General features: G+C 65.9%; 10 protein-coding genes. 9 read left to right on the forward strand and 1 reads right to left on the reverse strand.

Annotated elements, in window-relative coordinates; all coding sequences use genetic code 11:
- Nucleotides 1-69: 69 nt before the first annotated feature.
- From AC1D09_RS12620 to AC1D09_RS12655, 8 genes are all read left to right on the forward strand, one after another.
- Nucleotides 70-1,809 carry an IlvD/Edd family dehydratase gene (locus tag AC1D09_RS12620; RefSeq protein WP_477661839.1) on the forward strand — a complete coding sequence of 580 codons (1,740 nt, stop codon included), beginning with the start codon at nucleotides 70-72 and terminating at the stop codon, nucleotides 1,807-1,809.
- A 144-nt stretch (nucleotides 1,810-1,953) separates the two neighbouring features.
- A complete protein-coding gene (locus AC1D09_RS12625) occupies nucleotides 1,954-2,886 on the forward strand; it encodes a sugar kinase (RefSeq protein ID WP_477661840.1) in 933 nt (310 codons plus the stop codon).
- Nucleotides 2,883-3,764: a 2-dehydro-3-deoxygalactonokinase gene (locus AC1D09_RS12630; protein ID WP_477701077.1), complete on the forward strand. Its 882-nt coding sequence runs from the start codon at nucleotides 2,883-2,885 to the stop codon at nucleotides 3,762-3,764. Before AC1D09_RS12625 ends, AC1D09_RS12630 begins: the two co-directional genes overlap by 4 nt.
- Before the next feature lie 26 nt (nucleotides 3,765-3,790).
- Entirely contained in the window at nucleotides 3,791-4,432 is a 642-nt protein-coding gene (locus tag AC1D09_RS12635; RefSeq protein ID WP_477661842.1) for a 2-dehydro-3-deoxy-6-phosphogalactonate aldolase, read from the forward strand.
- Entirely contained in the window at nucleotides 4,429-5,223 is a 795-nt protein-coding gene (locus tag AC1D09_RS12640; protein ID WP_477661843.1) for an SDR family NAD(P)-dependent oxidoreductase, read from the forward strand. Before AC1D09_RS12635 ends, AC1D09_RS12640 begins: the two co-directional genes overlap by 4 nt.
- A gap of 256 nt (nucleotides 5,224-5,479) precedes the next feature.
- On the forward strand, nucleotides 5,480-7,798 hold the full coding sequence (locus AC1D09_RS12645) for a heavy metal translocating P-type ATPase (RefSeq protein ID WP_477661924.1): 2,319 nt from the start codon (nucleotides 5,480-5,482) through the stop codon (nucleotides 7,796-7,798).
- A gap of 91 nt (nucleotides 7,799-7,889) precedes the next feature.
- The gene (locus tag AC1D09_RS12650; RefSeq protein WP_477661844.1) at nucleotides 7,890-8,288 is read left to right on the forward strand and encodes an SRPBCC family protein; all 399 of its coding nucleotides are present in this window, start codon (nucleotides 7,890-7,892) and stop codon (nucleotides 8,286-8,288) included.
- Nucleotides 8,289-8,627: 339 nt separating this feature from the next.
- Nucleotides 8,628-10,955 (forward strand): calcium-binding protein, encoded by a 2,328-nt coding sequence (locus AC1D09_RS12655; RefSeq protein WP_477701078.1) that lies wholly within the window; start codon nucleotides 8,628-8,630, stop codon nucleotides 10,953-10,955.
- Between the two features lie 56 nt (nucleotides 10,956-11,011).
- Here the strand turns inward: AC1D09_RS12655 and AC1D09_RS12660 are convergent, their stop codons facing one another.
- Nucleotides 11,012-11,638, reverse strand: coding sequence for a LysE family translocator (locus AC1D09_RS12660; protein ID WP_477661846.1), 627 nt, complete (start codon nucleotides 11,636-11,638; stop codon nucleotides 11,012-11,014).
- Between the two features lie 84 nt (nucleotides 11,639-11,722).
- On the opposite strand from AC1D09_RS12660, the gene AC1D09_RS12665 reads away from it, so the two are divergent.
- A complete protein-coding gene (locus AC1D09_RS12665; protein WP_477661847.1) occupies nucleotides 11,723-12,403 on the forward strand; it encodes a DNA-3-methyladenine glycosylase I in 681 nt (226 codons plus the stop codon).
- Nucleotides 12,404-12,477 lie beyond the last annotated feature (74 nt).

Consider the following 12,477-nt stretch of genomic DNA (forward strand, 5'->3'; position numbering starts at 1 on the left):
GGTTTTCACTAAGATAGTCAGGTCAATGGTATGACGATAATATGTTTGACGAATTAAGGACTTTCCCGCATGAGCACACCACCCAAGAAAAAACCCGCCCACGAACTCCGCAGCCAGCAGTGGTTCGGCCGCCAGGACCGCGACGGCTTTGCCTACCGCAGCTGGGTCAAGGGCAAGGGCGTTCCGCACGACCAGTTCGACGGCCGGCCGGTCATCGGCATCTGCAACACCTTCAGCGAACTGACGCCCTGCAACTCGCATTTCCGCACGATTGCCGAGCAGGTCAAGATAGGCGTCTACGAGGCCGGCGGCTTCCCGCTCGAGTTCCCGGTGATGTCGCTGGGTGAAACCCTGCTGCGCCCCACCGCCATGCTGTACCGCAACCTGGCCAGCATGGACGTGGAAGAAAGCATACGCGGCAACCCGATCGACGGCGTGGTGCTGCTGATGGGCTGCGACAAGACCACCCCCGCCCTCGTCATGGGCGCCTCCAGCGTGGACCTGCCCACGGTGGGCGTCAGCGGCGGCCCCATGCTGAGCGGCAAATGGCGCGGCCAGGAGCTGGGCTCGGGCACCGGCGTCTGGAGCATGAGCGAGCAGGTGCGCGCCGGCACCCTGAAACTCCAGGAATTTTTCGAAGCCGAGAGCTGCATGCACCGCAGCCACGGCCACTGCATGACCATGGGCACGGCCTCGACCATGGCCAGCATGGTCGAAGCGCTGGGCATAGGCCTGCCGGGCAACGCCGCCTACCCCGCGGTCGACGGCAGGCGCAATGTGCTGGCCCGCATGGCCGGCCGCCGCGCCGTCGAGATGGTGCATGAAGACCTCACGCTGTCGAAAATCCTCACGCGCCAGGCGTTTGAAAACGCCATCAAGACATTGGCGGCGATTGGCGGCTCGACCAACGCGGTCATCCACCTGATCGCGATCGCCAGGCGCATAGGCGTGGAGCTCACGGTGGACGACTTCGACCGTCTCGCCAGCGAGCTGCCCTGCCTGGTCAACCTGCAGCCCTCGGGAAAATACCTGATGGAAGACTTCTGCTACGCCGGCGGCCTGCCGGTGGTCATGAAGGAAATCGCGCAGCACCTGCATACCGGCGCCATCACCGCCAACGGCAAGACCATTGGTGAAAACATCGCCGACGCGGAAAACTTCAACACCGAGGTGATCAAGCCGCTGTCCGCGCCCTTCAAGGACAAGGCCGGCATCGCCGTGCTGCGCGGCAACCTGTCGCCGCGCGGCGCCGTCATCAAGCCCAGCGCGGCTACGCCCGCGCTCATGGTGCACAAGGGCCGGGCCGTGGTGTTTGAAACCATTGAAGACTTCCACGCGCGCATTGACGACGAGAATCTGGACATCGATGAAAACTGCGTGATGGTGCTCAAGAACTGCGGGCCCAAGGGCTATCCCGGCATGGCCGAGGTCGGCAACATGCCGCTGCCGCCCAAGGTGCTGCGCAAGGGCATTACCGACATGGTGCGCATCAGCGATGCGCGCATGAGCGGCACGGCCTACGGCACCGTGGTGCTGCACACCGCGCCCGAAGCCGCCGCCGGCGGCCCGCTAGCCCTGGTGCAGAACGGCGACATCATCGAGCTCGACGTGCCGAATCGCCGCCTGCACCTGCATGTGAGCGACGAGGAGCTGGCAAAACGCATGGCCGGCTGGACGCCGCCCCAGCCACCGCTGAATTCGGGCTACTGGAAGCTCTACATCGACCATGTGCTGCAGGCCGATGAAGGCGTGGACCTGGATTTCCTGGTCGGCAAGCGCGGCGCTTTTGTGCCGCGCGATAACCACTGAGCCGGGTACAAGGCGGGTACCGGGCCGCGCGCAGGCGGCGGGTACCATAGTGGTTTGAGGCGCGGCCTGCTTTTCCCGGTTTTTCTTCCCTGAAAAGCCCCGCGCCGGGATGCCCGAAGACGGCGCAAGAAGCCAGGAAACCCAATGCAAGCCAGAAAATTCGATGTCGTCGCGCTCGGCGAAGCCATGGTGGAGTTCAACCAGACCAGCGCCGGCCAGCCCAACTACCTGCAGGGCTTTGGCGGCGACACCAGCAATGCCGTGATCGCCGCCGCGCGCGCCGGCGCCAGCACCGCCTACCTGACCCGCCTGGGCGGCGACACTTTCGGCCAGTCGCTGATGGCCTTGTGGGCCGCCGAAAACGTCTCCACGCAAGCCGTCCAGCAGGACAGCGAGGCCAGCACCGGCCTTTACTTCGTCACCCACGGCCCCAAGGGGCATGAGTTCAGCTACCTGCGCGCGGGCTCCGCCGCCAGCCGCATGACACCGGCCTGGCTGCGGGAGGCCGGCGCGGCCGAGGCGGTGCGCCAGGCCAGGGTGCTGCATGTCTCGGGCATCTCGCTGGCGATTTCCGCAAGCGCCTGCGACACGGCCTTCGCCGCGATGAAGATCGCCAAAGAGGCCGGCACGCTTGTCTCGTTTGACTCCAACCTGCGGCTCAAGCTCTGGCCGCTGGACCGCGCGCTGGCATGCACCCGCCACGCCGTGTCGCTGTGCGACATCTTCCTGCCCAGCCTGGAAGACATCACCACCCTCAACGGCATGACGGACCCCGACCAGGTGGTGGACTGGGGCCACGGCCTGGGCGCCAAAACCGTGGTGCTCAAGCTGGGCGGCGAGGGCGCGCTGGTCAGCGACGGCACGCGGCGCGAACGCGTGCCCGTGCACCGCGTCAAGCTGGTGGATGCCACCGGCGCGGGCGACTGCTTTTGCGGCAACCTGCTGGCACGCATCGCCCAGGGCGACACGGTGTTCGACGCCACACGCTACGCCAATGCGGCGGCCGCCCTCACGGTGCAGGGCTATGGCGCCGTGGCGCCGCTGCCGCGCCCCGAACAGGTCAGGGCCCTGCTGTGAGCCGCCTGCTGGCCGTCGACTGGGGCAGCTCGTCGCTGCGCGGCGCGCTGCTGGGCGCGGATGGCGCGGCGCTGGAAGAACGCGCCTTCCCGCGCGGCATCCTGACAGTGGAGGCCGGCAGTTTTCCCGAGGTTTTTCAAGGCTGCTTCGGCGACTGGATGACGCCCGGCACGCTGTGCCTGATCTCCGGCATGGCCGGCAGCAAGCAGGGCTGGCGCGAAGCGCCCTACTGCGCCTGCCCCGCGGGCTTTGACGCGATTGCCGCCGCGCTTGAGTGGGTGGAGCCGGGCCGCATCGCCATCGTGCCCGGCCTGAGCATTGACAAGGCCGGCGTGCCCGACGTGATGCGCGGCGAGGAAACGCAGGTCTTCGGCGCCCTGCAGTTGCTGGGCCTCAACCATGCCCGGCTGGTGCTGCCCGGCACGCACAGCAAATGGGTGAGCGTGACGGACCGCAAGGTGAAGGATTTTTCGACCTGGATGACCGGCGAGCTGTATGCCCTGCTGCGCCGCCATTCCATACTCGCGCGCATGCTGCCGGAGGACGAACCCGCGCTGGACAGCGCCGCCTTTGACCGGGGCGTGGCCCATGCGCTGGCCGGCCCCGGCCTGCTGAACACGGCTTTCAGCACGCGCACGCTGTCGCTGTTCAACCGCATGGATACCGCAGCCCTGCCCAGCTACCTCTCGGGCCTGGTCATAGGCGAAGAACTCAAGTCGCAAACGCTGCCGCGCGGCGAGCCCGTGGTGGTCATGGGCGCCGAAGCGCTCACGGCCCGCTACGAACAGGCGCTGGCCCAGCTCGGTGTGCCCGTCCACCGCGTGGGCGCGGGCGCCACCTGGCGCGGCCTGCGCGCGATTGCCGACACGCTGGGCTGACTCCGCGAACCCATTGATAGAACACCATGAACACCGCACACCTCAAATTTTCCCAAGCCCTGGCCACCCTCCCCCTGGTCGCCATCTTGCGCGGGCTCACGCCGGCAGAGGCCCTGCCCGTGGGCCAGGCGCTGGTCTCCACGGGCTGGACGCTGATCGAGATCCCGCTCAACTCGCCGCAGCCGCTGGAGAGCATCGCCGCCATGGCGAGCGCCTACCCCGAGGCCTTGATAGGCGCAGGCACGGTGCTGACGCCCGAAGACGTGCGCAATGTGCAGGCCGCGGGCGGCCAGCTCATCGTCTCGCCCAACTTCAACCCGGCGGTCGTGCGCGAAGCCGCGCGCCTGGGCATGGTCTGCCTGCCCGGCGTGATCACTCCCAGCGAGGCCTTTGGCGCGCTTGAAGCCGGCGCCACCGGCCTCAAGCTGTTCCCGGCCGAGATGATCACGCCGGCCGTGGTGAAGGCCTTGCGCGCCGTGCTGCCGGCGACGGTCCCTGTCATGCCGGTGGGCGGCGTCACGCCGGCCAATATGGGCGCCTACCTCGCGGCAGGCGCCAGCGGCTTCGGCATAGGCTCGGCACTGTACAAACCCGGCATGACGGCCGCCCAGGTGGCCGACAGCGCAAAAAACTTCATCGCAGCCTACACGGGTAGCATGCGGGCATGAACATCCCCACGTCCGCGCCTGCATCCACCATCTCCTTTGGCCTGGCCGGCCGCGTCTGCATCGTCACCGGCGGTGCCCAAGGCATAGGCGAGGCCTGCGCGCGTCGCTTTGCGCGTGAGGCCGCCCATGTGGTGATTGCCGACATAGACGACGCGCGCGGCGCGGCGCTGGCCAAGGAGCTGGGCGGCCTCTATGTGCATTGCGACGTGGGCGACAAGGCCCAGGTCGATGCGCTGGTCGCGCAAACCGTGGCCGCACACGGCCGCATCGACGTGCTCGTCAACAACGCCGGCATCTTCAGGGCGGCCGAATTCCTCGAGGTGACGGAAGCCGACTTCGACGCCGTGCTGCGCATCAACCTCAAGGGCTCTTTCCTGGTGGGCCAGGCCGTGGCGCGCGTGATGGCGGCCGCCGGCAAGGGCAGCATCGTCAACATGAGTTCGGTCAACGGCGTGCTCGCGATTCCCACGATCGCCAGCTACAACGTCAGCAAGGGCGGCATCAACCAGCTCACGCGCGTGATGGCACTGTCACTGGCTGGCCAGGGCGTGCGCGTCAATGCCGTCGCGCCCGGCACCATCGCCACCGAGCTGGCCGCCAGGGCCGTGCTGACCAGCGACGAGGCCAAGGCCAAGATCATGAGCCGCACACCCATGAAGCGCCTGGGCGAACCCTCAGAGATCGCCGACACCGTGGCCTACCTGGCCAGCGATGCGTCCAGCTACATCACCGGCGAGATCGTGGTGGTGGACGGTGGACGCATGACTTTGAACTACACCGTGCCCGTGTAGCCCGGCATGCACGCGCAGGCGTGCCGGTTTTACGCCTTCGGTTGATATGGATCAGGTCCTCCACCACGGCAGGCCTTGAAGATCCCTCTCGCCGCCCATGGCAAATACCCCTCACATCCATGAGGCTTGACCTTCCCACGGGGGGAAGGTCTACGCTTGTCCGTGGGCCTGGTCCAGGTCTGCAGAATGGAAAAGGAAACCCGCCATGAATCACACACACCACGCCGCGCCGGGAGGCGTACACGGCACAGGCCACATGCCGCCCGCGGCACCAGCCGGGCTGAAGGATCCCGTCTGCGGCATGAACGTCAGCACGGCGTCCGCGCACCACCTTGAGCACGAGGGAAGGCCTTACTACTTCTGCAGCGCCGGCTGCCTGGCCAAATTCTCAGCCGACCCGGCGGCCTACGCCGGTGCGCCCAAGGCGGCACCCACGCCCGCTGCGGCGCGCGAGCCTGATATGGGCCAGGGTGGCGAAACCCTTTACACCTGCCCCATGCACCCGGAAATCCGGCAGGACCATCCAGGTAACTGCCCGATCTGCGGTATGACACTGGAGCCCGTCATGCCCAGTCTGGATGACGATGAGAATCCGGAGCTCAAATCCTTCACCCGCCGTTTCTGGTGGACCTTGCCGCTCAGCGTGGTGGTCACGGTACTGGCCATGTTCGGCCACCAGCTCGGCTGGTTCAACATGGCCGTGCAGAGCTGGATAGAGCTGGTGCTGAGCCTGCCGGTCGTGCTGTGGGCAGGCTGGCCCTTCTTTGTGCGCGGCGCGCAATCGGTGGCCCACCGCAGCCCCAATATGTGGACCCTGATCAGCCTGGGCACGGGCGCCGCTTTTGCCTACAGCGTGGTTGCCGCTCTCGCGCCCGGGGTGTTCCCGGATTCGTTTGTTTCCATGGGCCGTGTGGCGGTCTACTTTGAAGCCGCGGACGTGATCATCTCGCTGACGCTGCTCGGCCAGATGCTGGAGCTGAAGGCGCGTTCGCAGACCTCCGCTGCGATCAAATCGCTTTTAGGCCTGGCGCCCAAAACCGCGCGGCGCATCAAGGCCGACGGCAGCGAGGAAGACGTGCCGCTGACCCATGTGCACGTGGGCGACAGCCTGCGCGTGCGCCCCGGTGAGAAGGTGCCGGTCGACGGCGTCGTCACCGAAGGCGGCAGCGCGGTCGATGAATCCATGCTGACCGGCGAGCCTCTGCCCGTGAGCAAACGCCCCGGCGACAAGCTGATAGGCGCCACGCTCAACACCAGCGGCGCCCTGGTGATGCGCTCCGAGCGCGTCGGCGCGCAAACCATGCTGTCGCAAATCGTGCAGATGGTGGCGCAGGCCCAACGCTCCAAGGCGCCCCTGCAGCGCATGGCCGACCAGGTGGCCGGCTGGTTTGTGCTGGCCGTGGTGGCCGTGGCCGTGCTGACTTTTCTGGGCTGGGGATTTTTCGGCCCACAGCCGAGCTGGGTCTACGGCCTGATCAACGCGGTGGCGGTGCTCATCATCGCCTGCCCCTGCGCTCTGGGCCTGGCCACGCCGATGTCCATCATGGTCGCCACCGGCAAGGCGGCCGGCCAGGGCATTCTTTTTCGCGACGCGGCGGCAATTGAACACCTGCGCACCGTCGACGTGCTGATCGTCGACAAGACCGGCACGCTGACGGCCGGCAAGCCGGCGTTCGACCGCGCGGTTCCCGCCGCCGGGTTCAGCGCCGACGAAGTGTTGCGGCTGGCCGCCAGCCTGGACCAGGGCAGCGAACACCCGCTGGCCGACGCCGTTGTGGCGGCGGCGCGCGAACGCGGTCTGCCCCTGGACCCGGCCGAGAACTTCGAGTCGGCCAGCGGCATAGGCGTCAGCGGGCGTGTGGCCGGCCGGCTGCTCGCGCTCGGCAATACCGCGTTGATGGCACAGGCCGGTGTGGCGGTGGATGCGCTGCTGCCCCAAGCGGAAGCCTTGCGTGCCGAGGGCGCCAGCGTGATGCACCTCGCGGTCGACGGCCGGCTTGCCGGCCTGCTCGCCGTGGCCGACCCGGTCAAAGCCAGTACGCCCGAAGCCCTGGCGGCGCTCAAAGCCGCCGGCCTGCGCGTGATCATGGCTACCGGCGACGGCCTGACCACCGCCAAGGCCATCGCCGGCCGGCTGGGCATTGACGAGGTGCATGGCGGCGTGCAGCCGGCCGACAAGCTGGCGCTGGTCAAGCGCCTGCAAGATGAAGGCCATACCGTCGCCATGGCCGGCGACGGCATCAACGACGCCCCGGCTCTGGCGCAGGCCAATGTGGGCATCGCCATGGGCACGGGCACCGACGTGGCCATGAACAGCGCCCAGATCACGCTGGTCAAGGGTGATTTGCGCGGCATCGCGCAGGCCCGGAGAATCTCGGAAGCGACGATCGCCAATATGAAGCAGAACCTCGGCTTTGCCTTTGTCTACAACGCGCTCGGTGTACCGCTGGCCGCGGGCCTGCTCTTTCCCCTCACCGGCTGGCTGCTGTCGCCCATGATCGCGGCTCTGGCGATGAGCCTGAGTTCGGTGTCGGTGATCAGCAATGCGTTGAGGCTGCGTGGAAAACGTTTGTAAACGCCGCCTAATCAGGGCTGTCTCCGTCCGGTTTGATGGCTATGCTGCGATGACAGGGCGCCCGCCCGGCGCCAGCCAGACTGGAGACACCATGGCCACGATCTACAAGGAATTCATCGTCGACGCCGACATAGACAGTGTCTGGGATGCACTGCGCGACTTCAACGCTGTGCACCGGCGCCTGGCGCCCGGCTTTGTGGTGGACTGCCAACCCGGCGACGGCAGCCGCACCGTGACCTTTGCCAACGGCGCGGTGGCGCATGAATTGCTGGTGGGCCTCCATGAGGAAGCGCATCGCCTCAGCTACACCGTGGTCGGCGGCAAGGCCAGCCACCACATGGCCTCCGCCCAGCTGTTTGCCGAGGGCGACAAGCGCACGCGTTTTGCCTGGATCACCGACGTGCTGCCAGATGCGCTGGAGGGCTACATTGATTCGATGATGACCCAGGGCGCGGCGGTCATGCAGCAGGCCCTCTCAAGCCGTTTTTAAGCCCCCATGCGCTAAACGCCACTACCGGCGATAAAACTTGCGGCACGGCCAGCCGCCGGGCCAAGACCACGGTGCGGGTCCACGGACAGGGCTCCGGCCTGAGGCCAGGCCCGGTCAAGCCGAACGCTCCCTTTGAAAAATATCACCACCAATTCACAAAGAATGTCTTTGGAAAGGCAATTTATTGTGGGCCGGAAGGTGTGGGCGGCTAGGCTTGCCTTCGCACCCGGGTAGCTTGGAAAGTTCTGGAGGCAGCCCCATGCCGCCAACACAGCCCACAGCAAGGCGCCGGATGCTAAACCTCTTCAAAATCCACCAAAACCCGAGGGAGCGCACACCATGCCAAACGGACTGCTCAACTGGACCGTCGATCAAGCCGCAAACAAGCTCATACGTTCGTACCCATACCCCCAAAACACGCCTGAAACCTACTCCTACATCTTTTGGTCACAGAGGGGGATTGATCAGCTAAAGCGCGAGCTACCTGCCGACAACGACACCATGTGCGGCGGCCACGGCGCGGATGCCACGAACGGCGGCGCCGGCAGCGACAGCTACCTTTTTAACCTCGGAGACGGCAGCTATGCGATCACGGCCGCGGACCTGGCCTTTACCGACGCCGATGCTCGCGACAGCTTTACCGGCCTGCGCATAGACAGCCTGCCGGACGCCGGCCGCCTGAGCCTGAGGGGCGCCAACGTCGCGCTGGAGCAAATCATCAGCGCCGCCGACCTGGCCGCCGGCCGCCTGACCTTCAGCCCGATGGCCAATGCCAACGGCGACAACTATGCCAGCATGCTGCTTTCGGTCCAGAGCCAGGATGGCCTGTTCGACTCCGCGCCCAACACCCTGAGCTTCAATATCACGGCCGTCAACGACGCGCCCAAGGTCGAGCTCAGGCTGCAGGGCGGCACAACGCCCATCACGGGCACGACGACAATGCGCCAAGGCAATAGCCTGACCGGCACGGTGACCGATGTGGACGGCCTGGGCCGCGTGAGCTACCAGTGGCAGGCATCGGCCGATGGCCGCGGCTGGAGCGCCATTGCCGGGGCCACGGCCGCCAGCCTCACCCTCACGCCCCAGCTTGCCGGCCGGAGTGTGCGCCTGGCCGTCAGTTATACCGATGGCGGCGGCACCCGGGAAAGCCTGGCCAGCATCGCCAGCGCGCCCGTCAACCGCCTGATGGGCACGGACGGCGACGACAGCCTGATGGGCACCGACGGTGACGACTCCGTGTCCGGACTTGCCGGCAAGGACACCGTCTGGGGACTGGCGGGCAATGACACGATCAATGGCGACGCGGGCGACGACACTGTGTGGGGCGGTGATAACAACGACAGCCTGTTCGGCCAGGCCGGCAACGACAAGCTTTACGGCGAAAACGGCACCCTGTGGGGTGGTGATAACAACGACAGCCTGTTCGGCCAGGTGGGCAATGACAAGCTGTACGGCGAAAACGGCAATGACTACCTGCAGGGCGACGACGGCATGGACAGCCTGGACGGTGGGGCCGGCAATGACACCCTGCTAGGCGGCAATGGCAACGATGACCTCAAGGGAGGGGTCGGCAACGACCGGCTGGAGGGCCAGAACGGTAACGACGTGCTCAATGGCGGCGATGGCAACGACACCCTGCTGGGCGGCAATGGTGATGACAGCCTGGGTGGAAACGAAGGCGACGATACCGTGTCGGGCGGCGAAGGGGCCGACAGGCTCTATGGCGACAACGGCAACGATGACCTCAAGGGAGAGGCCGGCAATGACCGGCTGGAGGGCCAGAAGGGTAATGACGTGCTCAATGGCGGCGATGGAAGCGACACCCTGTGGGGAGGCGATGGCGATGACAGCCTGGGAGGGAATGAGGGTGACGACGTCCTGTGGGGCGGCATCGGCGCCGACAGGCTCTATGGCGACAACGGCAACGAYGACCTCAARGGMGAGGCCGGCAATGACMGSCTGGAGGGCCAGAACGGYAACGACRYGCTCAATGGCGGCGATGGAAGCGACATTCTGGGGGGCGGTGAGAACAACGACACCTTGTACGGCCAGGCGGACAACGACTTTCTTTATGGCGAAAACGGCAACGACATCCTGCAGGGTGACGATGGCATGGACGTGCTGGTCGGCGGAACCGGCAACGACACGCTCAATGGCGGCGATGGAAGCGACACCCTGGATGGTGACGATGGCACCAACTACCTAAGGGGAGGTGAAGGTCGGGATACCTACGTCATCTTTTACGCGTATAAATTTATGGAGAAGACAGACCATATCGTGCAAGACGATGCGGCGCCGGGAGATGTGGATACGCTGAAATTCTCCGGCGGGATCAGGTACGACCAAATATGGTTGCGCCGGGTCGGCGACGACCTGGAACTGCGCGTCCTTGGTGCCAGGAATATCGTATTGGTTGACGGCTGGTATCTTGACAACGCCCGTCACGTTGAAAAAATCCAGGCCGCAAACACACCCGCCCCGGAAGATCCAACCGTCCCAAGGCAAGGCGGCGACACCCGTCCTTTCTTCCTGACCTTGCAGGACAGCCATGTCGACCAACTGGTACAAGCCATGGCAGCCTTTGCGCCGCCGAACCCGGGGGAAACCACGCTTCCGCCGGACTACCAGAGGGTGCTTGCGCCTGTGCTGGCAGCTGCCTGGCATTAAAGCTGCGCCGGCCGAGGTGATTGCCGACGAGACCTGCTGGGCCCAAGGTCCCGGCGTCAGGCTGGCCGTTTGGCCAGCAAGGCCCAGACACCGGCTGCGGACAGCAACGAGCCACCCGCGAAATGAAACCGCCGCTGCGCGCGCGGCGAAGCCAGCAGCGTGCGCGCCGAGGCGGCAAACACCGCATACAGCGTGGCATTGAGGCCGGCCATCACCACGAAGGTGGTGGCCAGTATCCAGAGCTGGCGCGCCACGTCGGCGCCCGGGTTGATGAACTGGGGCAAAAAGGCCACAAAAAACACAATGCCCTTGGGGTTAAGCGCTGTGACCAGGTAGGTGTTGCCGAACAGCTTCCACAAGGAGCCCGGCGCCTCGGGTGCTGTCGCCTGCATGGGCGAGATGCCGGCACGCAACAGCTTGATGCCCAGGTACAGCAGGTAGAGGCCGCCCGCCAATTTGACCACGGTGAACCAGAAAGCCGAGGCCGCGAGCAAAGCGCCCAGGCCGAACAGCGAGACCACCAGTGCCGTGGAATCACCGAGCGCCACGGCGGCGACCAGCGGAATATTGGCCCGCTTGCCGTGCGCCATGGAGTAGCTGACGACGGTGAGGATGGTGGGGCCCGGGATGATGAGCAGGACGGCGGTTGCAGCGACGAATGCAAGCCAGAGCTGGAGGGACATGATGGGTGTTTCCGAAGTGGCGGGTCAATGAAGGGATTGGGTTTCATGATAGCGCCGGCCGGCCGCATCTGCCTAAAATCGCCCATGCCTTCCGCTACCCCACCCACGCCCTCCCCGGTTTCCGCATCGCCCGCCGCGGGCCTTTTCACCGACGACAGCCGCACCACGCGTTGCGCCTGGTGCCAGGCAACGCCTCTCTACCGCAACTACCACGACAGCGAATGGGGTTTCCCGGTGGACGATGAACGCCGGCTGTTTGAAAAAATCTGCCTCGAGGGCTTCCAGGCCGGCCTGAGCTGGCTGACGATTTTGAACAAGCGCGAAGCCTTTCGCAGCGCATTCGCCCACTTCGACGCCGAGCAGGTGGCGCGCTTCGGCGCGCGCGATATCAAGCGCCTGCTCAACGACGCGGGCATAGTCCGCCATGCGGGCAAGATCGCCTCGACCATCAACAATGCGCAGCGTGTGATCGAGCTGCGAAAAGAGTTCGGTTCACTGGGCGCTTTTGTCTGGCGGCTGGAGCCCGAGGCCAAGAGCCGGCCCGCGCGCATCACGCATGAGGCCGTCAAGGCCATGCCGACCTCGCCGGCCTCCACCGCACTGTCCAAGGACCTCAAAAAACGCGGCTGGACTTTTGTGGGGCCGACCACCATGTATGCCTTTATGCAGGCCATGGGACTGGTCAACGATCACCTTGAGGGTTGCGCCAGCCGCAAGGCCGCGCTGGCGGCGCGCAAGGTTTTTACCCCGCCGCGCGTGTTGTAACTTAGAGCCGCTCACAAATCCAGCGAAGCGGTCCTGGCTAGGCGCGTCGCCGCAGACAGTGCACCAGCACGGCA

The organism is Polaromonas sp. P1_A2 (genome assembly GCF_056406895.1).